This window comes from Streptomyces sp. NPDC005374 (genome assembly GCF_042872225.1).
Classification (GTDB): domain Bacteria; phylum Actinomycetota; class Actinomycetes; order Streptomycetales; family Streptomycetaceae; genus Streptomyces.
Window position 1 is genome coordinate 50,231 of the sequence record NZ_JBIAKA010000025.1, and the last position, 23,998, is coordinate 74,228.

Consider the following 23,998-nt stretch of genomic DNA (forward strand, 5'->3'; position numbering starts at 1 on the left):
CGACCATGCCCTGAGGTTCGACCATTCCAAGAAGACGCCCCAGGGGCAGAGCAAGGATGTCCCCGAGGCGCTGTTCTACTGAGAGTGGAATGGATGCAGCTACACGCGGGGGACTTAATCACAGACGCCGATTTGATTTTTCCCCTTCCGATCCTCGCAGGCAGAAGACACCCGCCCAATCAGCCGACCTCGCCTCCAATCATCACGCAATTACCCAGAAAGCAACATGGGTGCAAACAACGACCTAGTCGTCACTTGCACCCACGCACACATATCCCAGATGAGCAGCGAGAAATTTATCTACTGCTGCGGTGGCCACTGCCCAGGGGGCGGGGTGGGCTGCTGCTGGTATGGGTTCTGCTGCTGCGGCGAGACAGGCTGCTGATACGGATTCTGCTGCGGAGGGAAGGGCTGCTGACCGTGCTGCGGATACGCGGCCGGAGCACCGGGCCCACCATTCTTGTTCTTGTTGCGCCGAGACAGCTTCACGGTCAGGAGCACAATGAGGCCGATCACCACGACAGCGACCACCCCAAGGGCGACGAGGAGAGCCTTCGACCCCTGGTCTTCCTTTTTACCTTCTGCGGCGTTGTCGGCGTCAGACTTGCTGGTACTGGGAGCAGCGGAGGAAGAGCCCTCAGAGCCTGAAACTTTGAGCGGTCCGTACTTAGAGCCTGCAGGGATGTCCTTCGTCAGCGCCGCCAGCGGGTTGATGATGCCGTAACCGTACTTCTCATCGGGGAGGGAAATACCTTTGACGGATGCGGGGACGACTGCGGTCTTCACCAGGCGGTTAGCGACCTGGCCTGCTGTAAGGTCCGGGAACTTCGCACGGATCAACGCTGCGGCGGCAGACACAAAGGCAGTGGCGTCCGATGTCCCGTCTCCGATGCTGAGCTTAGTGTTGCCGGGCCACCCTGCATTTACAATGCGAGCGGCTGGCGCAACCAGAAGAACCTCGGGTCCGTAGTTGGATTTTTCCCAAATTTCCCCACTACTGTCCACGCCACCGACGGCCAGCACACCAGGATACTTCGCGGGAAACTGAATATTAGCGCTTCCACCGTTTCCCGAACCTGAGACGATCAAGACATTATGCGCAATTGCATATGCCACAGCTTCTCGGTCTTGAGGGAGATCCTGCGTCTGGAATTCGGAAATGTTGATGATTTCGGCACCCTGATCCACGGCGTAGCGGATTGCATCCGCGTATCCATTGGTACCTGAACGAATAGGGAGGATTTTAGCGTCCGGCGCCAACCCCTTGACGCCGTCTTCTCCATCTAGACCGTGACCATGACCAGCAATATCCGAAGCTATTGATGTGCCGTGACCTGACCCCGAATTTGTTCCTACCGGGCTCGCATCATCGTCGCCGTCCTCGAAGTCTCGTCCCTTGAGTACGTTACCCTTCAGGTCTATATGCTCGGCATTAACACCATTGTCGACTACAGCAACAGTAACGCCGCTGCCGGTTGAGACCTTCCAAACCGATTCGGCTTGCAGTGCTTTCAGCGCCCACTGATCACGTCTGGTCTGGTCTGCGAAAGTAGCGGGAGCCGCTGCCAGGATCAGAGCGCCAGTCAATGCTGTAGCACTCAGCGCACGCGCCGTTCGCCTGAAGGTCATTCCGTCTTCCATCTCCCGTTACTGAGCGTGGGCGCAGTCTTTCGACCACGCCCACGCATCCTGTCACTTGCCGCTGAACATAGGCGACTACTCGATGACTCGAGGGGCCGCGTTGGTCTGCGGAGTCCACGTCTCCTCGTCCTCGACAAGGTAGTCGGGACGCTCGCCCTCGTGCTGCTCGTCTTCCTTACGGCGGCCAGTGCGCGAGCCAGGGGCGCCTGCGATGCCACCCTTGCGGACAGCGCTGGCTCCCTTGCCTGCGGCGCCGCGGCTGCTGTGCAAGCCCGAGCCGCCGGCAGTCCCCCTGCCTGCGCCGGCACCGGACTTGGGCGTGCCGCCGACTACGCCACCGCGAGCCGTGCCTCCGACACGTCCAGCCGCGCCCTTGGCGGTGCCTGCGCCACCTACGCCGCCGGCACCGGCACGACCTGCCGTGCCACCCGCACCGGCACTGGCGGCTCCGGCACGACCAACCATGCCGCCGCGAGCGGCACCAGCCCCAGGCGCCGCACCACCAGCCGCGCCACCGATGAAGCCCCCGGCGCCGACCGTACCGCCGCCGACGGAGCCACCACCCACCGCGCTCCCGCCACCACCGACTACCGGCGCACCTGTACGACCACCGCCGATACCGTCAATTGCCGTGCCGACCTGCGGCTGCGAGACAGACGGCTTGTGTGCACCGCCTGTGATTCCCGATGGCGGAGTCACTGCCTTGGACGAACTGATCGTGCTGGTCTGGCTGCCACTGCGAGCAGTGGCAGCCGTTACCTTTTGCGGGCTTCGCGTCGCGGTCCCTGTAGGCAAGATCACGGGAGCGGGAGGAACCGCGCCACTAGGATCGCCAGGGTAGTCCTCGGAATCCCGAATCCCACCCTTCCACTTGCCCATCTCTAGGGCCCGACTGTTATAGGCCGCCCCCAGTATCTCCATCTGCTCAGCCATCTTGAGCTGAGCCTCGCGTCCTGCAGACAGACTGCCTTCCTTATTGGCGAGGACATCCCCCGAGCTGGCCCCATTCTTGAGGGCGTCGTCAGCAGCCGGGCCCCCGTCCCTGTCACCAAAATCTCCGACGAAGTCCGCCGCCCTGGATAGCTTCCCCGGCTTTTCCATCGCCAAGACCGCGTCCTTGACGCTCGAAAGGACCGCAGCCGCGCCCCGCAGGGACACCGCCACATGGTCGGCGTAGCCCGCACTGTCGCTGAGCGTCTTGCCGATCTCCTGCGCCCGCGCCTTGAACAGGTCCGCGCTCTGGCCCTCCCAGTGTGCCAGCACGTGCTGAACAGCGGTTTCAAGGCCCTCCTTGATACCGCCGCTTCCGATCAGTTCGTTGCTGAGGTCGGCCCACCCTTGCGCCACCGACTTCACGGTTCCGGCATCTGCGCTCTGAACCATGGCCTTCATCTGGTCCATGTCGCACTCCAGCCCGAATTTTGTGGTGGGCTTTGCTGCGAAGCACTGGTCGGCCGGAATGTATTCCAAATCCCCGATGCCCTTGCCAGCCATGGCTACAGTCCCCTCATCTCCATGTAGCAGAACACCTGTCACTTACCCTGGAATGCGGCATAGTTGTCCGCTTCAGCGTCACTGAACGCATCGTGCGTCTTCTTCGTCTTCTGCCCGAAATCGTCCAGCAGGTCTTCCAGGTATTGGACAACGCCCTCAAGAACTTCCTTCATCTGGGCATGAGCCGTGTACAACGTCTCTGCCTCCCCGAAGCCTGTCCCGAGCGCCCCCTGCGGCAGATACGTCTTGTTCTGAACGCTCGCCTTGGAGGACGACATGTCCTTGAGAACAGCGTTCAGCTTGGTGATCGTCCCCTCGATCTCACTCAGATCGACCTTGTACTGCTCAGCCATACTGCTCAGCTCCCCGTTGACTCCACGTTGTTACCCACACCCTGCTTGCGCCGCCAGTCACTGAGTACCCGGCCGCCCCCGAACAGCAGAAGCACGAGGGCGAAGCCGGCTGCCAGGACGTACAGCGCGTAGCGTTCCGTTCGTTGCTGTTCGGTCTCGCCGAGGACCAGCGTCGCGGCCTGGACGTCGGCGGAGCCGCCGGCGGGGCCGGCCGAGTCCGGCTTCGGGCCGGCGGCGGAGGGTTCCGTCGTGTCGTCGTTGACCGCAGCCGCCGGATCGATGACGCCCCAGCCCACGAAGTCGTCGCGGCCCGGCTTGGTCCGGTCCGCCGTCTGCTCGATCTGGGTGATGACCTGCTTGTAGCCCCATCCGGGATGCTTGGCCCGGATCAGGGCCGCGACGCCCGAGACGTACGGGGCCGCGAAACTCGTGCCCTGGTCGACGCAGTTGCCGCCCGTCGGGACGGTCGAGACCATGTCGATGCCCGGTGCCGCGACGCCCACGAACGGGCCCGACTGGGAGAAGGGGGCGCGGGCGTTGTTGCGGTCGGAAGCCGCGACCGCCAGCACGCCCGGGTACGCCGCCGGGTAGGTCTCCTTGATCTTGCCGTCCGCACCGTCGTTGCCGGCCGCGGCCACGATCAGCGCGTCCTTCGACTGGGCGTACGCGATGGCCGACCGGAAGGCCTCGTCGACCGCGGGGTCCATCTTCGACGCGGTGTCCTGCGAGATGTTGATGACCTTGGCACCGGCGTCGGCCGCGTACCTGATGGCCTTCATCATCGTGTCGACGTTACCGCTGCCCTTGTCGTCGTTCTGGCGGATCGGGATGATCGTCGATTCCGGGGCGAGGCCGATGAAGCCCGTGCCGTCGAGCTTTCGGGCGGCGATGATCCCCGCCACCTTGGTGCCGTGGCCCACCTGGGAGTCGTTCTTGCCGTTGCCGCCCTTGTGCAGGAAGTCCGTGCCGTTGGCGACTGCGTTGCCCTTGAGCTGGGCGTTGACGGTGTCGACACCGGTGTCGATGACGGCGACCTTGATGCCCTTGCCCTTGGTGTCCTGCCACAGCTGGTCGAGGACGATGCGCTGCAGCGACCAGGGCGTTCCCTTGATGATGTCGGACGGGAACGAGCAGCTGGTGTCGTCGACCTGGAAGCGCACGTCGTCGTCGGCCAAGACGGTCCGCACCCGGTCCGCGGCGGCTGCCGGTGCGGCGCCGGCGATGGGCAGCCCACAGGCGAGGACCGCCAGGGCGGCGGTGCCTGCGGCGCTCCGATGCGCGGCGCGCGATGCCCCGGATCCCACTTCTTACGTCCTCCCGTTTTGTTTCCGTACGGGCGCGTGAAACAGCTATGAATAGCCATGAACAGCTATCAGCCGATTAACCGGCTATGAGCACAAACGTCCACACGCCCCGTGAATCACCGATGGGGGCGAGCGCGCTGTCGCGCACCCGCCCCCATCAAGCGATCACGTCAGCCGCCCCAGATCTGGGCGTTCTTCGACTCGGTAGCCTGGTAGTTCTGGGCGGCGCTGTCGAGGGCCTTGGCGATGGCTTCCAGCGTCTGCTGCATGGAGGCGGCGCGCTGGTCCCACTCGGCCTGCTTGGCGCGGTAGGACTCCTGCGCCGAGCCTTCCCAGCTGGCGGAGATCCGCTTCACGCCGGCCTCGAGCTCGTCCAGCTGCGTGCGGACCTTGCCCGCGGTGCTGCGCACGTCCTGCGCGGCCTGGGAGATCGTGGCGAAATTTACAAGAATCTGCCCGGACATCTCTTCTGTGTCTCCTCAGATGTGTGGATGGTCGGTCACGGCCGTGCGCCGCGGCGCACAGGTCCGATCATCCGAAGGGGGACGAAGCCGCGATGTTCTGGATGGACGCACGCTGCTCCTCTTCCGAAGCGGCGTAGGACTTGGTGCTCTGGTCGATCGCTTCCTTGATGTCGTTCAAGATCTGGTTGATCTTGTTCGCATCCTGGTTCACCTGCGACTGCAGGTTGTTGTACGCGGTGGCCGCCGAGCCCTTCCAGCCGCCCGTGATCGTGTCGATCACGGTCTGCAGCCGGGAGATTTCGCCCTGGATCGAGGAGTTGACCGAGGAGATCTTGCCGCTGAACGCGACCATCTCCTCCTCGGTCATGGTGAACTGCTGTCCAGCCATGTCGTGTCCCCCATGAGACGTAGGAGTTCTGAGTAGACCCTCACCCGGAACGCCGTCACCGAATGGTGGCAGGCGTACCCAGTCCGGTCTGGTTCCACTCTAGTCGCATCCGCTGACAGAGCGAACATCAGTTGGGGCTTGTATCAAGATCGCGATGAAGTCAACTCACCTTTTTCACAAGTGCGTTCGTGAAGTGTGAGTGACATGGGCGGGCACAGCGGCCCGCCCGGACCGCCCCAGGAGGGGACGGCCCGGGTCCAGGACTTCAAAGACTTCGAGGACTTCAAAGACTTCGGGGACTTCGGGCACTTCGAGCGCGCGAAGCTCCCGCAGGCCTACGACCCCTGCGCCTGCTCCGCGTTGCCGCTGCTGAGCTCCGGCCCCGCCGCCAGCAGGTCCGCCCACGTCGCCGGAACCGACGCCGCGCGGATCTTGCCGTAACCGAGCCGGACCTGGGAGGTGTTGGTCTGCTGGGTCTGGGCGTCGGCCTTCTCGCCGCCCGTCACCTCGCTGTCGTTACGGGCGGGGATCGAGTAGCGCAGGCCGGTGTCCGTCACCAGGAAGGTGCTGCCGCCGCCGGCGTTGGTGCCCGTGATCCGCTTGAAGAGCAGGCCGCTGCCGGGCGAGACGTAGGTCCGGGACCCGCTCTGGGAGACGTCCTTCGGAAAGTCCGCGGCGGTCCAGACCGACATGAGCGGCAAGCCGGTCTTCTCGTTCTTGTCACCGCCGTGCCAGACGCTGCACGAGGTCTTCCTGCCGCCCTTCTCATAGACGGTGTTGGCCTGGGTCACCATCTCGTCGGGCCAGTTCTTCCCTCCCAGCCACTCCCCCGGCTCCGGCTGGATGTCGTTGAAGTTGACCTTCACCGGCGCCGCGTCCTCGGTCCCGTACACGGCACCGATGAAGGGGTTCCGCAGCCACATCTGCGCCGTGAAGTCGGACAGGGCCACGACCTTGTCCTTCAGCACGATGAACTTGTGCCGCGTGCTGCCGGAAGGAGCGTCCAGGACGAGGCCGACCTTCGAGTACTTGGGAAGAAGGCCCTCGATGTGCGCCTCCGATCCCGGCTGCGCCCCCAGATCCTGCGGTGTGGGGAATTCGAGGTCACCGACGACGTTGAGCGTATTGATGAAGTTCGTTCCGACCTTCTGCGGCGCCACCCCGCTGCCCAGCACCGCGCGCTCGATGTCCTGCATCGTGTTGTCGCCCGTGAGCCGCCACAGCTTGCCGCCGATCAGGTAGGCGCTCCCGTCCGGAGTGACGATGTACCGCTGGCCGTGCCCGACCTCCGGGTCCGTGGGGCCCTCGATGTACAGCACCTGGTTCGGCTTCAGCTGCCCGTTGCTCTTCTCGAACAGCTTGGTGTTGTCGCTCTTGTCCAGCACGTACGTCGCGCTGACGGGCTGCCCGTCAGCCCCCGGGGCCTGGCACAGCGCCCAGGTCTTCGCCGTCTTCGCGTCGTCCGCGGAGGGAAGCCGGTCGGGGGCGAAGGGGATACCGACGGTGGCGCCCATCGGGTACTTGCTGTTGTCGAGCACCGACTCCTTGATCTTCATGACCTGCGGGCTCTCGCCGTTCAACAGCAGCTTGGCGGACGCCAGGTTGAGGACCGGGTGCAGGCTGAGCTTGTCCTCGCCCTTGGTCTTCACCAGCACATAGCGCGTCGTCGACTCACTGCCGACCAGGATGTTCTTGCCCTGTTGGTCCCAGCCCTTCGGCGCGGCCGGGCTGAGCATGCCCCAGGCGCCGAACCCGATGAGCACCAGCACCGCCACACCGAGACTCGGCAGAACGGTCTTGAGGGGGCGCGGAGCGGCCTCTTCCGAACCGTGCGGAGACGGCTGAAGAAACGCCGCCACCGTGCGCCTGCGCGCGAAGGAGTAAGCGTTCAGCTCATCCCTACGTGTCGCCATCGATGGGTCAACTCCCCGTTTTTTCGCTTTGCTGCCGAATGCGGAACTCCCCAGGGCCGCCCGGTACTCCGTGGCGTTTGCTCCTGCAGGGGCCTCTACTATGCCGTGTGACGATCGCACCGTACGGTACGGGGTACGGTGATCCGCCGCCAGCTCGAGTCGCGGCCAGACAATGCAAAGGGGTTGTACCGGGGGATGAGCACTGCGACCAGGTCCCGGCGCCGTAACGGCAGCCGTCGTACCCAGGAGAACCAGGGGCCGGGGCGGGTGCCGGAACCGGCACAGCCGTCCTCGACCCCGAGGCCCCCGAGTCCGGCCTCGCCGTCGCTCGCCCGGCGCCCCGGCAGCATCGGGCCCATCCGGGTCCAGCAGCTCGTCGGCTTCGAACTGGCCGCCGCGGTCCTGCTGATCGGCTGGCTGCTGCGCCCCATCGGTCTCACCGTCGGCATCGTGCTGGCCGTACCGCTGGTCCTGGCCGGACTGCTGCGCCGCCGCGGCCGTCCGCTGCCCGACTGGTTCAACACCGCCCGTGCCCTGAGGGACCGCCGCAAGCGCAACGCCGAACCGGTGCCCCCCGGCACCGACCCCGGCTTCGCCCCGGCCGTCGAGTGCGACCCGGCGCTGCGCACCTACAGCTTCCAGGACCGCGAGCAGCGCGAGATCGGCATGCTCGGCGACGGCACCTTCCTCACCGCTCTGGTGCAGGTGCAGGCCGCCGACACCCCGCTGCGTCCTTCCTACGGCACCGGGGACATCCCCCTCGATCTTCTCCAGGGCCTGCTGGAGGTGGACGACATCCGGCTCGCCTCGGTCCAGGTCGTCCAGCACACCCAGCCCGCCCCCGCCCCGCATCTGCCCCCGCAGGCCATGGCGGTGCGCTCCTACGGGCCGCTCCAGGCGCAGAGCATGACGCCCGGGCTGCGCATCACGTGGGTCGCGCTCAAGTTCGACCCGGAGCTGTGCCCCGAGGCCGTGCAGGCCCGCGGCGGCGGTATGCAGGGTGCCCGTCGGTCGCTGCTGCGCGTCGCCGACCAGCTGGCCAGCCGCCTCATGGGGGCCGGCATGCAGGCCAAGGTGCTGAGCGAGGCGGACATCTGCGGCGCCATCGCCACCTCCAGCTGTGTCAACCCGATGGCCACCACCGGCGGTGCCGCCCTCGACGGGAGCCGCTCGGGCCGCCGTACGGCCGAGAGCACCCGTACCTGGCGCTGCGACGACCGGCTGCACACCACGTACTGGATCTCCCGGTGGCCGCAGTTCGGCGGCGCCGGCCCGGTCTTCCCCCGGCTGGTCGGCGCGCTGACCTCCGCGCCGACGCTCGCGAGCACCTTCTCGCTCACCATCAGCAGGCGGCGCGGCAAGGTCCTGGCGCTGTCCGGCCATGTGCGTCTGACCGGCCGCGGTGAGAACGAACTGGGCGAGGCGGCCGAGCACTTGGAGCGGGCGGCGGCCGCGTTCAAGGTCGGTCTCGTACGGCTCGACCGTGAGCAGCTGCCCGGAGTTCTGGCCACCCTGCCGCTGGGAGGTACCCGCTGATGTCCGCTCCCACCGTTCGTCCCTCCGGCCGTTCCGGCTTCGGATCCGCCACCCCGGGCTTCCCCGGACAGCGTGCCGGGCATCTGCCCCGTTCCCCGGAGCCCGCCCGGATCGGCCCCGAGCGGCGCCTGCGGGAGGCCTTCGGTCTGCTCGGCCCCCGGCGTGACCGCCACCTCGTCGACGCCGATGTACTGGCGCAGCTGAGCCTGCCGGTCGGTGACGACGGTCTGATCCTCGGCATAGACCCCGACAACCAGCCCGCGGTGCTGGGGCTGTGCCGCCCCACCCGCCTGGACATGGTGCTGGTCGGCGGTACCTGGCTGGCCCAGGTCATCGCCCTGCGGGCGGCGGCGATCGGCGCGCGCGTGGCCGTCGAGACGGCACGTCCGCAGCTGTGGGCGCCGATGGCGCAGGCGGCCGGCGGCGGCCAGCAGGCCGTGACGGTGCACCAGGTGGGGCGGATCGCCCCGCAGGGACCGTCCCCGGCCAGCCCGGTGCTGATCATCCGCGACCTGGGCATCCGTCCGCCGCGCAGCCGTCTCACCACGGCGCCCTGGCAGTCGGTGCTGACCCTGCTCCCCTACCTCGGCCCCACCGCACCCCGGCTGCTGGCCAACGCGGACGTCGTCGGGATCCAGCGGATCTCCCCGCAGGAGTCCGAAGTGGTCGGCAAGTCCATGCGGTTGCCCCAGGGCGACGCCGCGTCCCTGTCGTCCCTCTCCGACAACGTCGCACTGTGGTGCACGCAGAAGAGCCGGCAGTACGTGATGACCCAGCCGACCGACGCGGAGACCGGTCTCCTCGGGGCGCCTCGCCGGATGGACTGACGGGCGGGCTCGTGCCATGGCCAAGGCCTGGGCCCCTCATGCGAGTTCGTGACCATACCGTTGCGCCGTGTGAAGGGGACCAGGCCAAGTAGGGTGCTCCTGCACGAGGTTCGCTCATGAGAAAGGGCCCGCCGACCATGACCGACGCGGACGACATCGCCGCAAAGACACCGGACCCGGACGTGAAGGCGCGAAAAGAGCGGGAACGGGACGAGCTGTACGGCCTGGACATCTCCGGCGTCGAGTGGCAGAGCGCCCCCGGCACCGAGGAGCACGAGGAGCGCGTCGAGATCGCGTACCTCCCCGAGGGCGCCGTGGCCATGCGGTCCTCCCTGGACCCGGACACCGTCCTGCGGTACACGGAGGCGGAGTGGCGGGCCTTCGTACTGGGCGCCCGCGACGGCGAGTTCGACCTGGAGCCCGCACCGCACAACGGCGGGCTCACCGCGGAGTAGATGCGGCGAGCACGGCGGCCCGGCTCCGGCCGGGCCGGAGCCGGCCGCACCGGGCTTCGGAGACAGACCAACCGCCACAAGGGCGACATCGGGGCGGACAGTGGTCCAGTGCGTGCGAGCGCACAGTGGACGGGCCTGCCCCACCGGGCCCGGTGGCGTTTACGCTTGATGCGGGTGCGACGTAAGAACCCACGGGTGGGTTGTTCTCGTCCAGAGGACTTCAGACGGATCGGACAACAGGACGGTCGCCCCCGGCCCGGCACATGAGTGCCCACACGGCACGAGGGTGCTCGACCACACCAGGAGGAATTGTGCAGAGCGATCGGGACGGGCTGCGCGCGGGCTGGACCACGCCCAGCGACGACCAGTCCGACGCGGAGTCCGCCGGCGAGCTGACGGGCGAGTTCACCATCGACTACGCCGCACCTGCCTGGTACACGCAGAGCGCGGCGCCCGAGGCCGAACCGACGCCTCCCGCGCCCACCCCTGCCCCCACCGCGCCTGCACCCCACCCCGGTTACCCCGATCCGTCCGGTTCTGCACCATCGCCGGCCGGTGCACCGGGCCCGGCGCCCGTTCCCGGCCCGCAGTTCGACCCGGCCACGGGTGCGCCCGGCATGACGCCGCCGCCTCCGCCGCCGTGGGCGGGCAACCCCGGCACGGCTCCCCAGCCGCCCGCGCCCCCGAACCCCCACAGTGGCTACGGCTACCCGCAGGCCCCCCCTCCCCCGAACCCGCAGACCGGCTACGGCTATCCGCAGCCGCCGACGCCCCCGAACCCCCAGAGCGGCTACGGCTACCCGCAACCGCCCACCCCTCCGGCCCCGGTGGCTCCGGCGCCGCCCGTGGCCCCGGTGGCTCCCGCACCTCCGGCAGCCCCCGTCCCGCCCGCATCGGACGGCGGCGCGGAAGGCCGTATCGACGCCCCGTCCGCACCCGCCGCGACGACCAGCGCCCCCCAGCCCCCGGCCGCCCCGACCGCGGACGCACCCGCCGCGCCCACCGCACCCGAGCCGCCCGCCCCCGCCGAAGGACCGCAGGTGTCCCCGGCGCCCGAGCCGGAACCGCAGGCCGCCGCCGCAGCACCGGCCGCCCCGGCCCCGAGCGAGGCACCGGCCGCATCCGCCGCCGACGACGAGCCCGGAGCCGCCGGCCAGGACGAGGGCGCCCCCCAGGCCCCCACCGCCGAGGCCGCCGTACCCGAAGCCGCGGAAGCACCCGAACCCGCGCCCGCGCCCGAGTCCTCCGCCCCCGGCGACGAGCCCGTCACCCAGCAACCGCAGGCCGCCCCGCCCGCGCAGACCGCCGTACCGGAGCAGCCCGAGGCCCAGCAGGACGGCTGGCGGCCCCCGCCGGCTCCACAGGGTGCCGTCCCGCCGCTCCCGCCCCAGTTCGCCTCGGCTGCCCCCGGCACGGCTCCGCCGTCGGCCCCGGAGTGGACGACCGGCGGACAGCCGCAGCCGCCCGCCGCACAGCCCGGTGCCCCGCTGCCCCCCGCCCAGCCGCAGGCACCGCAGCCCGCGCCCTCGGGCTGGCCGGCCACCCCGCCGCAGCCCGAGAACCCGGCGGCGCAGAGCGGTTACGGCTATCCGCAGCCCCCCGCGCCCCCGAACCCCCAGAGCGGGTACGGCTTCCCGCAGCCCCCCGCCCCCCAGCCCGGCCAGGGCGGCTACGGCTACCCCCAGCCGCCCGCGCCCCCGAACCCGCAGAGCGGCTACGGCTTCCCGCAGCCCCCGGCCCCCCAGCCCGGCCAGAGCGGTTACGGCTACCCGCAGCAGCAGCCCCCCGCACAGCCCGGTCAGCCCGCCCATCCCGGTCAGCCCGTGCCGCCGCCCCCGGTCCAGCCGCAACCGCAGCCGGGACAGCAGCAGTTCCCGGGCCAGCAGCCCCAGGCGCCCCACCCCGGCCCGTACCCGGGTGCTCCCGGCCAGCCCGGTGTGGACCCCCGCACCGGGGGTGCCTGGCCGGCGGCCGTTCAGCACGACCAGCGGCAGCAGGTCGCCGGCGCGGGTGCTCCGCTCGGCTACAACGCCGCCGTCGAGCTGACCTCGGACCGGCTGGTCAACAGCAAGAAGCAGAAGGCCAAGAGCAGCCGTCCCGTTCCGGGCGGGTCGAAGTTCAAGCTCGGCGGCAAGAAGGAGGAGCAGGAGAGGCAGCGCAAGCTCGACCTCATCCGCACTCCCGTGCTGTCCTGCTACCGGATCGCGGTGATCAGCCTCAAGGGCGGCGTGGGCAAGACGACCACGACCACCGCCCTCGGCTCGACCCTCGCCACCGAGCGGCAGGACAAGATCCTCGCCATCGACGCGAACCCGGACGCCGGCACGCTCGGCCGCCGGGTGCGGCGCGAGACCGGCGCCACCATCCGTGACCTGGTCCAGGCGATCCCGTACCTCAACTCGTACATGGACATCCGGCGGTTCACCTCGCAGGCGCCCTCCGGCCTGGAGATCATCGCCAACGACGTCGACCCGGCCGTGTCCACGACGTTCAACGACGAGGACTACCGGCGCGCGATCGACGTGCTGGGCCGTCAGTACCCGATCATCCTCACCGACTCGGGCACGGGTCTGCTCTACAGCGCCATGCGCGGGGTGCTCGACCTCGCCGACCAGCTGATCATCATCTCGACGCCGTCGGTGGACGGGGCGAGCAGCGCCAGCACGACGCTCGACTGGCTGTCGGCGCACGGTTACGCGTCGCTGGTGTCGCGGTCCATCACCGTGATCTCGGGTGTGCGCGAGACCGGCAAGACGATCAAGGTCGAGGACATCGTCACGCACTTCGAGCAGCGCTGCCGGGGCGTGATCGTCGTACCGTTCGACGAGCACCTGGCGGCCGGTGCCGAGGTCGATCTCGACATGATGCGGCCCAAGGTCCGGGAGGCGTACTTCGAGCTGGCCACCATGGTCGCCGAGGACTTCGTGCGGGCCCAGCAGGAGCAGGGGCTGTGGACGGGGCAGGGCGGCATCCAGCCGCCGACCATGGCCCCCCCGATGCCGGGCCAGCCGCAGCAGGCCCCGCAGGGACAGCCCCCGTTCCAGGGCTTCCCGGGCGCCCAGCCCGGCCAGCCCTGGCAGAGCCCTCAGCAGGGTCAGCCCGGTCAGCCCCATCCCGGGTTCCCCCAGCAGCCGTACGACCCGAACGCGGGACAGCCGCCGCAGCACTAGCCGGAAACGGCAGCGGACATGAAAGGGGGCCGGCACCTTCACGGTGCCGGCCCCCTTTCATGTCCGCGCGCCTCAATCCCGGGCGGCGTCGCCGATCAGCTCACGGCAGCGCTGCACATCGACGGCCATCGCCTTCAACAGGGCGTCCAGCGACTCGAACTTCTGCTGTCCGCGCACATAGGCGAGGAAGTCCACCGCCACGTGCAGCCCGTACAGATCGAGCCCGATCCGGTCGATCGCGTACGCCTCCACGGTGCGCTCGGTGCCGTCGAACTGCGGGTTGGTGCCGACGGAGATCGCCGCCGGCATCGCCTCGCCCTGCGTGTGCAGCCAGCCGGCGTAGACACCGTCGGCCGGGATGGCGGTGTGGGGCAGGGTCTCGACGTTGGCCGTGGGGAAGCCCAACTCCCGTCCCCGCTGGGCGCCGCGCACGACCACGCCCTCCACCCGGTGCGGGCGGCCCAGGATCTCCCCGGCGCCCTCCACGTCACCCTCGGCGACCAGGCGCCGGGTCAGTGTGGAGGAGAAGGGCTCGCCGCCGCCCGCCGTGCCGGACACGTACAGGTCGACGACCTCGACCTCGAAGTCGTACGTCTTGCCCTGCTCGACGAGGAAGTCGACGTTGCCCGCGGCCTTGTGGCCGAAGCGGAAGTTGGGGCCCTCGACGACCGCCCTGGCATGCAGCTTGTCGACCAGGACCTTGACGACGAAGTCGGCCGGCGAGAGCTTGGAGAACTCCGTGGTGAAGGGCAGGATCAGGATCGCGTCCACGCCCAGGTCGGCCATCAGCTCGGCGCGACGGTGGTGCGGGGCCAGCAACGGGGGGTGGCTGCCGGGGCGGACGACCTCGCTGGGGTGCGGGTCGAAAGTGACGACGACGGAGGGAACGCCCAGCTCTCGGGCGCGGTCCACGGCATGCCGGATGATCAGCTGGTGCCCGCGGTGGACCCCGTCGTAGGACCCGATGGTGACGACGCTGCGCCCCCAGCCCTCGGGGATGTCCTCCAAGCCACGCCAGCGCTGCACTGTGACCGCTCCTCGTCGAACCCGTGTCCGGTATTGGCTCTCAAGACTTACGCAGGTCTAAGGGTGCCATGCCGCGTGCCCGTGGCTCGCATCGGCATGGGGGCTGTGACCCGACGCACGCAATCTCAGACGGGCACCCGTGCTCCCGCCAGGTTCTCGATCATCCGCCGGGTGCCGGGCCCGACCACCGCCGCCCACTCCTCGGGACTCTCGGTGAGCCAGCCGGCCACCAGCGCGGCGAACCCGGGGACGTGCCGACCCAGGTCGACGAGACCGCGGTCGAAGCGGCTCGCGCCGTCCGGGGTGCGGACGAGCAGGAGGCCGATGCGGAGGACGAGATCTCGGATGCCGGCGTCCACGCGGGCGGCGGCCGCGGGCAGCAGGGCGACCAGGACCGCGGGCTCCTTCTCGTGGTCGAGCAGGGATTCGAGGAGTTCCTGGCGCAGCGGCAGGGAGACGGGGGCGCCGGGTCCCGCGAGCACGGCCGCCAGCGCGGCCCGCACCCCTTCCGGGCCGCCGTCGAGGAGACCGGTCACCAGGGGCAGGAGAACGGCCCGGGCGGCGGGGCCCTGGTCGAGGCGCCGGTCCACGTACGCGGCCACGTCCCCGGCGGTCTCCGGCCGCCGCTGGACCGTCTCCCGCACCAGCACGGACACCCGACGGGCCAGCGCGGGCGTGGTGACGTCGGCGAGCGTGCGCAGCGCCTCCCCGGCACCCGGCCGGCGCAGCCGCTCCCGGAACGCGTCCAGGACCGGGTCGGGGTCGGTGACGAGCGCGGGGACCAGCGCGCTCGGCGGGAACTGCGGGTCGCCGGCCGCGAAGTGCCCGAGCGCCTGCGGGAGATGACGGGCACGCGTGCGTGGATCGCGGACCAGCAGGGCGAGCGCGCCACTGTGCAGGGCGCTGTCGTCGGGGCGGGCGAGCAGGGCGAGGGCGGCATAGCGCAGGAGGTCACGGTCGGCCTCGGTGCGTACGTGCGGGGCGGCGCGCAGTCCGTACGCCACCGCCGCCACTCTCCTGGCCGGCCGCTCGTCGTGCGCCCACCGGTCCACGGCCCGGCACACCGCCGACGGCTCCTCCTCGGCCAGCACGTCGAGCAGTTCGTCGGCCCGCCGGTGCGCACAGCCGACGAGCACCTCGGTGAGGTCGTCCAGGGCCCGGGTCCGGTGCGTGTGCAGCAGCGCCTGCGCGGCCTTCGCCACGGTGGCGTGCGGGGTCGCGGGCAGCGGCCGCTCGTCGTCGAACCAGTGGGCGAGATGCGGCTGTACGGCGGTGGGGTCGGCGGCGAGCAGTTCCGCCACGGCGTCCAGGAACCGGGGGCCGGGCTCGTGCGGGGGCCCGTCGGCGAGGACGAGCCGGCGGAGCAGGTCGAAGCGTTCGCCCGGCGGGAGCGGGAGGGCGGTCCAGAAGGCGGGTCCGAACGCGGGCGGTACCGGTTCTCCTTGGCGGCGCCGGGCCACGAGACGGTCGGTGAGCTGCCGCAGGACATCGGTGTACGGCGTCGCGTCGGGCACCCGCAGCAGGGTCTCGGCGAGGAGACGGGACGCCCACCAGGAGTCCGGGTCGGCGTCGAGGGTCTGGACCAACTCCCGCAGTCGGTACGTCAGTCGGGGTGCGCCCTGCTGGCGGGCGACGAGGAGCAGGGCCTGGACCACGGGGCCGATGCGGTGGTGCGGAACGGGCAGCGGGTGTTCCGGGCCGGTGCGGCGGCGGTGGACCAGGACACGCAGGGCCTCGTCCAGGTCCAGGTGCGTGCCCTGGATCCAGTCGGCGAACTCCTCGTGGGCGAAGCGGTAGCCGGTGCCGGCGGGGACGAGGAGGCCCTCGGTGAGGACGGCGGTGGCCCAGCCGCTGCCGCCGGGTCGTCCGGGGGACGGGCCCCAGGGGAACACCGCCTCGAACGACTCCCGGTCCAGTTCGCCCTGGCCGGGGCCGAGGCTGCGGCGGGCGGCCTCGTGGACCTGCCCCGAGACCCTCGCGGCAAGGCGGCGGACGGCGGTGCCGCGCAGACCGCTCGGTGTGGCCAGCCGTACCGCGATGCGCAGGCACATCAGGTCGAGGTACGCCGAGAAGACCTCGTCGCGGTCCACGGGGGCGTGCGGAGCGTGCGGGAGGGCCGCACGGACCTCGGAGAGAAGGCGGAGGGCGAGGGGGTGCCGGTCGTCGGGGGCGGCCAGGATGCCGTCGGGGACGCCATGCCGGGCCCTGGCCCGGCGGGCCTCGTCGTCGGTGAGGTCGGCGAGGCGTGCACAGGGTGGGAAGCACCGGTCCGGGGTGCCGTGCAGCAGGTCCTTGGGGAAGGCCGTCCCCGCCGCCTCCCAGTACTCCTCCCGGCACGCCACCACCAGGCGTGCTCCTGTCTCCCGCAGCCATGTCGCCGTGCCCTCGCTCCATTCGGCGAGGCGGTGGGCCAGGACCGGGGGCATCTCCTCGGGGCCGTCGAGGAGGAGGAGCAGAGGGCGGCCGGCGGCCCGGGACAGCCGGGCCAGACGTTCGGGCGTGAGGTCGCCGAGGTCGGCGGCAACGGTGTCCGCGGAGGTCGCCACGATGCGGGCGGCCCTGGTGAGCGCGCGGCGGGCCGCGTCGGCCACCGAGGCGTCGGTGTCCGCCAGGTCGGCGCCGCGCAGCCAGAGGGTGGGGGCCGGGGCCGGGCCGCGGTGGCGGCGGGCGGCGAGGGCCGCGAGTTCCGTCGTACGGCCGCTGCCGGGCGGCCCGACGAGCCCGAGGACGGTCGCCGTGCCCTCGGTGAAGGCGGTGAACTCCCTTGCCGTGGCGGCCCGTTCGACCGGTTCCGTCGCGCCTGCCCGCCCCACGTAGCCCGCCAGTGTGCCCGGCGGACCGTCCTGGCCCACCGAGGTGGCCGTCAGCTCCAGCACTCCGGCCAGGTTGAGGTCGGCGCCGTACGCCGGGACCGTCGCCGCGTTCTCGGCGAGCAGGTCGGCGAGGGGGCCGGGCCGGGCGGAGCGGAGCGGCACCGCGTGACCGCTGTCGCGGTGGCCGCTCTGCAGTGCGGTGCCGAGTACGGCGACGACCGCGCCGGTCCCGGCGTCGAGCACCGGCCCCCCGGCGGCCCCGCCACCGAGCCGCAGGGCGTCGCGGCCCGCGGTGCCGATCGCCAGCTCCAGGACGTCATCGAGGAGGTGGAAGCGGTCGGTGGCCGTGTAGGTCACGGAGGTCGCGCCGAGGATCCGCGCCTCGCGCCAGCAGCCGGCGGGGAGGCGGACGTAGGCGCCGGTCTCCGCGGTGTCGCGCACGGAGACCGGGAGCGGGTCCACCCCGAGCCCCTCGGTCCGTACGAGTGCCAGGTCCAGCTCGGGCAGCGGGGTCACCGCGTCGGCGCTCACCACACAGGTGCGGTCACCGAAGGCGCGCAGCACCAGCCGGGGCAGCCCGTCGACGGCCTCGTGACTGGTGACGACGGTGCCATGGTGATCGGCCACGAACCCGGTGCCGCGGGCCCGCCCGGCCAGGTCATGGATGCGTACGAGGTCTTCGTCCCGACCGGGCCCGGAGACCTGTTCCTGAAGCCCGCTGCTCCGGCCACGCGCGTGCCGGGGCTGGTCGCCGTGCCGTGCCGACCGGGACCTCTCGCACCCGCTCCGGCCGGCTCGGCCGGTGGCGTCGCTCTCGAGGTCGTCGGCCCACTCGGACCGCGCGTCCGGGCCGGCCTCGCGGTTCCCCCACCGGACCCGCGGGGCGTCCTGCTCCGCCTCGCGAGCCGGGCGGTCACCCCGCCGACCGGTCTCGCGCGTCACCGGGCCCCAGGACTGCGTCAGAGGCCTCTCCGCGCGGTCCGTGGCGCCGGAGGCCGGAGGCACCGCTTCACCGACGGAGTCACCCCGCGGGCCTCGTGCCGCCATGGTCGAACCTCCCCGCCGTACGCACGTTCCTGCTTTCGACGGTAGGCGCGAGGTGATCAGCGGGACAGATCGCGTGGCGAAAGCGCCCCCTTCCGCTCCCCCGGTTCACTCCGAGCGCCCGTCCGCGCGGGTGAATGGAAGGGGACGGGCGGATACACCCTAGGGGTGGGGGAACCGAGGGGGACCGTGGAGCGGCGGCGCAACCCCGTGATCGCCGCTCCACGGGCGGGCAGCCTCGGCACCGCCCCCGCGCCGGTCGGCGACCCTCCGCGCGGGGAGTGTCCCAGCAGGACCGTCGCCCCTCGCGACTCCCGGCCCGCCCCGCAACCGCGCGTGGCCGCATCGGCATCTGCCCAGCAGCCGGACCCGGCATCGCGGGGCCCGGCACGCCGACTCCCGCCGACCGCTCCGCCAAACGGCGAACGGCGGACGGCCCTTATCCGAAGACGGCCAGGCTCTTCGCCTTGCCCTTGTGTTCCTCGACCAGTGCGAGGAGGCGGCCCTCGGCATCGAACACGGCCACAGTGCCGACGCCCGCGTAGGCGTCGGGCATGTCGAGCCGTACGCCGTTGGTGAGCAGCTTGGCCCGGCGGGCGTCGACGTCCCAGCGCGGGAACGCGGCCGTGGCGGCGTCGGCGATCGGCATCACCGTCAGCTCCTGCTGGAGCTGTTCGAGGGTCTTGGCCGAGTCCAGCTTGTACGGGCCCACGCGGGTGCGGCGCAGGGCGGTGAGGTGGCCGCCCACGCCCACGTCGGCGCCCAGGTCGCGGGCGAGCGCCCGGATGTAGGTGCCGGAGGAGCAGACCACGGAGACCACCAGGTCGAGGACCGGGGTGCCGTCCTCGGCGACCGCGTCCCGGATGTCGTGGACCGCGAAGGAGGACACGGTGACGGGCCGGGCGGGGATCTCGAACTCCTCGCCCTCACGGGCCCGCTTGTACGAGCGCACCCCGTCGATCTTGATGGCGCTCACCTTGGACGGCACCTGCATGATGGCGCCGCTCAGCTTGGCGATCCCGGCGTCGACGGCTTCCCGGGTGACCTTCGAGGCGTCCGCCGACCCCGTGATCTCGCCCTCCGCGTCGTCGGTCAGGGTGTTCTGGCCGAGCCTGATCGTGCCCACGTACTCCTTCTCGGTCAGCGCCAGGTGCCCGAGGAGCTTGGTCGCCTTCTCGATGCCGAGGACGAGGACGCCCGTCGCCATGGGGTCGAGAGTGCCCGCGTGTCCGACGCGGCGGGTCCTGGCGATCCCGCGCATCTTGGCGACCACGTCGTGCGAAGTGAAGCCCGACGGCTTGTCGACGATGACAAGGCCGTCGGGCGGTGGGGTCTTCTGCGTCATTCGGCGGCGTCGTCCGTCTCGTCCTCGTCGCCCGGCTTGCGGTACGGGTCGGCCTCACCGGCGTAGGCGGCGCCTGCGGAGACCTCGCGCACCTTCTCGTCGGACTGGCGTGCCTTGTCGAGGAGATCCTCGATGGTCTTGGCGGTGTCGGGCAGGGCGTCGGCCATGAAGGTCAGCGTCGGCGTGAACTTCACGCCCGCCGCCGCACCGACCGCGCTGCGGAGCACGCCCTTGGCGCTCTCCAGGCCGGCGGCCGCGGCGGCCCGCTCCTCGTCGTCCCCGTACACGGTGTAGAAGACGGTCGCCTCCCGCAGGTCACCCGTGACCCGGGTGTCCGTGATGGTGACGTGGGTGCCGAGCCGCGGGTCCTTGATCCCACGCTGCAGCTTCTGGGCCACCACCTCTCGGATGAGGTCCGCCAGCCTCTTGGCGCGCGCGTTGTCGGCCACTGGTCCGTCTCCTTAGTAACTGTCTTGCTGCTTGCTTCAGTCTTCGTCGCTGTGGAGCCTGCGTCGAACCGAGAGCAGTTCCACCTCGGGCCGAGCGGCGACCAGCCGCTCGCAGCGGTCCAGTACGTCGGTGAGGTGTTCTGTGTCCCCGGAGACCACCGCGAGCCCGATCTCGGCCCTGCGGTGGAGGTTCTGGTTGCCCGTCTCCGCCACGCTCACCGCGTACTTGCGGTGGAGCTCGGCCACGATCGGACGGACGAGTGAGCGTTTCTCCTTCAGTGAGTGCACGTCACCGAGGAGCAGGTCGAAGGACAGAGTCCCCACATACATGTGTGTCCGGATGTCCCGCCGGTTCGGGGTACGGGCGCCACGCTTCGACGCCGATACGGGAACCGTACACGCAACGGCCGGGGCCGATCGACGGAATAACTCCCGCCGACCGGCCCCGATCGCGTGCTACGACGATCAGCCGCGCGGCTTCTCGCGCATCTCGTACGTCGCGATGACGTCGTCGATCTTGATGTCGTTGAAGTTGCCGAGGTTGATACCGCCCTCGAACCCTTCGCGGATCTCGGTGACGTCGTCCTTGAAGCGACGCAGACCGGAGATGTTGAGGCTCTCCGCGATGACCTTGCCGTCGCGGATGAGGCGCGCCTTGGTGTTGCGCTTGACCTCTCCCGAACGGACCAGGACACCGGCGATGTTGCCCAGCTTGGACGACTTGAAGACCTCGCGGATCTCCGCCGTGCCGAGCTCGACCTCCTCGTACTCCGGCTTGAGCATGCCCTTGAGGGCCGCCTCGATCTCCTCGATGGCCTGGTAGATCACCGAGTAGTACCGGACGTCGACGCCCTCGCGCTCCGCCATCTGCGCCGCGCGGCCCGCAGCGCGGACGTTGAAGCCGATGACGATGGCGTCGGAGCCGGTCGCCAGGTTGATGTCGGACTCGGTGACCGCACCCACACCGCGGTGCAGGATGCGGATGTCGACCTCTTCACCGACGTCGAGCTGGAGCAGCGAGGACTCGAGAGCCTCCACCGAACCGGACGCGTCGCCCTTGATGATGAGGTTGAGTTCCTGCACCAGACCGGCCTTGAGGGCCTCGTCCAGGTTCTCCAGGGAGAACCGGACACCCCGGCGGGCGAAGTTGGCGTTGCGCTCGCGCGCCGCCCGCTTCTCGGCGATCTGACGCGCCGTGCGGTCCTCGTCGACGACCAGGAAGTTGTCGCCTGCGCCGGGGACGTTGGTGAGACCCAGGACCAGGACGGGGGTCGAGGGACCCGCTTCCTCGACGTTGTTGCCGTTGTCGTCGAGCATGGCCCGGACACGGCCGTACGCGTCGCCGACCACCATGGTGTCGCCGATGCGCAGCGTGCCGCGCTGGACCAGGACCGTCGAGACGGCACCACGGCCACGGTCGAGGTGGGACTCGATCGCGATGCCCTGTGCGTCCTGCTCCGGGTTGGCCCGCAGGTCGAGCGAGGCGTCCGCGGTGAGGACCACGGCCTCCAGAAGAGCCTCGATGTTGAGGCCCTGCTTGGCGGAGATGTCGACGAACATCGTGTCGCCGCCGTACTCCTCGGCCACCAGACCGAACTCGGTGAGCTGACCGCGCACCTTGGTCGGGTCCGCGCCCTCGACGTCGATCTTGTTGACCGCGACCACGATCGGCACGTCGGCCGCCTTGGCGTGGTTCAGCGCCTCGATCGTCTGGGGCATCACACCGTCGTTGGCCGCCACCACGAGGATCGCGATGTCGGTCGACTTGGCACCACGGGCACGCATGGCGGTGAACGCCTCGTGACCGGGGGTGTCGATGAAGGTGATCCTGCGCTCTTCACCGTTGACCTCGGTCGCGACCTGGTACGCACCGATGTGCTGCGTGATGCCGCCGGCCTCGCCCGCGACGACGTTCGTCTTGCGGATGGTGTCCAGCAGTCGGGTCTTACCGTGGTCGACGTGACCCATGACGGTGACGACCGGCGGACGGACCACCAGGTCGTCCTCGTCGCCCTCGTCCTCGCCGAACTCGATGTCGAAGGACTCGAGCAGCTCGCGGTCCTCCTCCTCGGGGCTGACGATCTCGAGGACGAAGTTCATCTCGTCCGCGAGGAGCTTCAGCGTCTCGTCGGAGACGGACTGCGTGGCAGTGACCATCTCGCCGAGGTTCATCATCACGCCGACGAGCGACGCCGGGTTGGCGTTGATCTTCTCGGCGAAGTCGGTGAGGGACGCACCGCGCGACAGGCGGACGGACTGTCCGTTGCCGCGAGGCAGCATCACGCCGCCGACCGACGGGGCCTGCATGGCCTCGTACTCCTGGCGCCTCTGCCGCTTCGACTTGCGACCGCGACGCGCGGGACCGCCGGGACGACCGAAGGCGCCCTGCGTGCCACCACGGCCACCGGGACCGCCGGGACGGCCACCGAAGCCGGGACGACCGCCGCCGCCGCCACCGGGACCACCCGGACGACCGGCGAAGCCGCCGCCACCGCCACCGGGACCACCGGGACGACCGGCGAAGCCGCCGCCACCGCCACCGGGACCGGCAGGACGGCCTGCGAAGCCGCCGCCACCGGGACGACCGCCACCGGCACCGCCGGGACGACCGCCACCGGCGCCACCGGGACCGCGGCCGCCGGGGCCACCGCCACCGGGACGCGGACCGGCAGCCGGACGCTGCGGCATCATGCCGGGGTTCGGACGGTTGCCACCGGGGCCACCGCCGGGACGGGGGCCGCCGCCCTGCGGACGGGGCATGCCGCCCGGGCTCGGACGAGCGCCGCCCGGAGCCTGCGGACGGGCGCCGCCCGCCGCGCCCTGGGGACGGGGACCGCGGTCCTGACCCTGGCCCTGCGGACGCGGGGCGCCGCCGGGACGCTCACCGGGGCCGCCAGGGCCACCGGGGCGCGGGGCGCCACCCGGACGGGGCGCCTGCGGGCGCGCCATGCCGGTGGAACCACCAGAGGTGAAGGGGTTGTTGCCCGGACGGGGACCGGCCGGACGGGCACCGGGACGCGGCGCCTGGCCACCCTGACGGGGACCGGCGGGACGCTCGCCGCGCTCGGGACGCTCACTGCGGCCCTGGCCCTGGCCACCCTGAGCGGGACCGGCAGCCGGACGCGGGGCGCCCGGACGCGGCGCGGCCTGACCGGCCGGACGCGGAGCGCCGGAACCCGGACGCGGGCCGGAGCCCTGGGCCGGGGCGGCGGGAGCCGACGGCGGTGCCGTGAACTCGGGCGTGGTCGGAGCCGGGGACGCCGGGGCGGGCCGCGGCGCGGGCCTCGGGCCCGGAGTGGGACGGGAGCCGGCGGGAGCGGCCGGCGCGGCGGGAGCCGCGGGCGTCTCGACGGCGGCGGCCGGCTTGGGGGCCGGCGGGCGCGGGGCTGCCGGACGGGCGGCCTGCGCGGGAGAGGGGGCTGCCGGACGTGCCGGGGAAGCCTTGCGTGCGGAAGCGGGCTTGCCGCCTCCGTTGCCCTGCTGGAGGGCGTCCGTCAACTTACGGACGACGGGCGCTTCGATGGTCGAAGACGCCGAACGGACAAATTCACCGAGTTCTTGGAGCTTGGCCATGACGACCTTGCTCTCCACCCCGAACTCCTTGGCGAGTTCGTATACCCGGACCTTAGCCACTTCGCTCCTTTTAGGTCCGGGTGTGTCCGGACCGTCGCTACTTCATGGGCGTACTCATCGCGTGCTCATCGAGTGCTCATCGCAATCTCGACCTACTTCCAACTCGCGGGGTACCAGGGCCGCACGGGGTTCCGCGCGACGCT

Annotated in this window: 17 protein-coding genes; 4 read left to right on the forward strand and 13 right to left on the reverse strand. The window is 70.7% G+C overall.

Going from position 1 to position 23,998, the window contains the following annotated elements:
* Positions 1-300: 300 nt before the first annotated feature.
* The 7 genes from ACFYRX_RS42540 to eccB form a co-directional block, all read right to left on the reverse strand.
* Entirely contained in the window at positions 301-1,641 is a 1,341-nt protein-coding gene (locus ACFYRX_RS42540; protein ID WP_389112243.1) for a S8 family serine peptidase, read from the reverse strand.
* Between the two features lie 75 nt (positions 1,642-1,716).
* A complete protein-coding gene (locus ACFYRX_RS42545; RefSeq protein WP_389112244.1) occupies positions 1,717-3,135 on the reverse strand; it encodes a WXG100 family type VII secretion target in 1,419 nt (472 codons plus the stop codon).
* A gap of 38 nt (positions 3,136-3,173) precedes the next feature.
* Positions 3,174-3,488 (reverse strand): hypothetical protein, encoded by a 315-nt coding sequence (locus tag ACFYRX_RS42550; protein WP_389112246.1) that lies wholly within the window; start codon positions 3,486-3,488, stop codon positions 3,174-3,176.
* Between the two features lie 5 nt (positions 3,489-3,493).
* Positions 3,494-4,792 (reverse strand): type VII secretion-associated serine protease mycosin, encoded by a 1,299-nt coding sequence (mycP, locus tag ACFYRX_RS42555; RefSeq protein ID WP_389112248.1) that lies wholly within the window; start codon positions 4,790-4,792, stop codon positions 3,494-3,496.
* 170 nt (positions 4,793-4,962) lie between these two features.
* A complete protein-coding gene (locus ACFYRX_RS42560; RefSeq protein ID WP_389112250.1) occupies positions 4,963-5,256 on the reverse strand; it encodes a WXG100 family type VII secretion target in 294 nt (97 codons plus the stop codon).
* 67 nt (positions 5,257-5,323) lie between these two features.
* Positions 5,324-5,644, reverse strand: coding sequence for a WXG100 family type VII secretion target (locus tag ACFYRX_RS42565; protein ID WP_031049986.1), 321 nt, complete (start codon positions 5,642-5,644; stop codon positions 5,324-5,326).
* A gap of 335 nt (positions 5,645-5,979) precedes the next feature.
* Positions 5,980-7,557: a type VII secretion protein EccB gene (gene eccB, locus ACFYRX_RS42570; protein WP_389112252.1), complete on the reverse strand. Its 1,578-nt coding sequence runs from the start codon at positions 7,555-7,557 to the stop codon at positions 5,980-5,982.
* A 195-nt stretch (positions 7,558-7,752) separates the two neighbouring features.
* On the opposite strand from eccB, the gene eccE reads away from it, so the two are divergent.
* From eccE to ACFYRX_RS42590, 4 genes are all read left to right on the forward strand, one after another.
* Entirely contained in the window at positions 7,753-9,093 is a 1,341-nt protein-coding gene (eccE, locus tag ACFYRX_RS42575) for a type VII secretion protein EccE (RefSeq protein WP_389112254.1), read from the forward strand.
* On the forward strand, positions 9,093-9,920 hold the full coding sequence (locus ACFYRX_RS42580; protein WP_389112256.1) for a hypothetical protein: 828 nt from the start codon (positions 9,093-9,095) through the stop codon (positions 9,918-9,920). Before eccE ends, ACFYRX_RS42580 begins: the two co-directional genes overlap by 1 nt.
* Before the next feature lie 137 nt (positions 9,921-10,057).
* Positions 10,058-10,375, forward strand: coding sequence for a DUF397 domain-containing protein (locus tag ACFYRX_RS42585; RefSeq protein WP_389112258.1), 318 nt, complete (start codon positions 10,058-10,060; stop codon positions 10,373-10,375).
* Positions 10,376-10,686: 311 nt separating this feature from the next.
* Positions 10,687-13,545 (forward strand): SCO5717 family growth-regulating ATPase, encoded by a 2,859-nt coding sequence (locus ACFYRX_RS42590; RefSeq protein ID WP_389112260.1) that lies wholly within the window; start codon positions 10,687-10,689, stop codon positions 13,543-13,545.
* Positions 13,546-13,617: 72 nt separating this feature from the next.
* On the opposite strand, the gene ACFYRX_RS42595 is transcribed toward ACFYRX_RS42590, so the two are convergent.
* The 6 genes from ACFYRX_RS42595 to infB all read right to left on the reverse strand — a co-directional run bounded on the left by ACFYRX_RS42595 (position 13,618) and on the right by infB (position 23,855).
* Positions 13,618-14,571 (reverse strand): bifunctional riboflavin kinase/FAD synthetase, encoded by a 954-nt coding sequence (locus ACFYRX_RS42595; RefSeq protein ID WP_389112262.1) that lies wholly within the window; start codon positions 14,569-14,571, stop codon positions 13,618-13,620.
* A gap of 125 nt (positions 14,572-14,696) precedes the next feature.
* Complete coding sequence (locus ACFYRX_RS42600) at positions 14,697-18,050, reverse strand: trypsin-like peptidase domain-containing protein (protein ID WP_389112336.1); 3,354 nt, start codon at positions 18,048-18,050, stop codon at positions 14,697-14,699.
* A gap of 817 nt (positions 18,051-18,867) precedes the next feature.
* Entirely contained in the window at positions 18,868-19,773 is a 906-nt protein-coding gene (gene truB, locus ACFYRX_RS42605; protein ID WP_389112264.1) for a tRNA pseudouridine(55) synthase TruB, read from the reverse strand.
* Positions 19,770-20,222 (reverse strand): 30S ribosome-binding factor RbfA, encoded by a 453-nt coding sequence (gene rbfA, locus ACFYRX_RS42610; protein WP_389112265.1) that lies wholly within the window; start codon positions 20,220-20,222, stop codon positions 19,770-19,772. Before rbfA ends, truB begins: the two co-directional genes overlap by 4 nt.
* Before the next feature lie 36 nt (positions 20,223-20,258).
* Complete coding sequence (locus ACFYRX_RS42615; RefSeq protein ID WP_389112267.1) at positions 20,259-20,552, reverse strand: DUF503 domain-containing protein; 294 nt, start codon at positions 20,550-20,552, stop codon at positions 20,259-20,261.
* Positions 20,553-20,687: 135 nt separating this feature from the next.
* Positions 20,688-23,855 (reverse strand): translation initiation factor IF-2, encoded by a 3,168-nt coding sequence (gene infB, locus ACFYRX_RS42620; protein WP_389112269.1) that lies wholly within the window; start codon positions 23,853-23,855, stop codon positions 20,688-20,690.
* Positions 23,856-23,998: the final 143 nt, after the last annotated feature.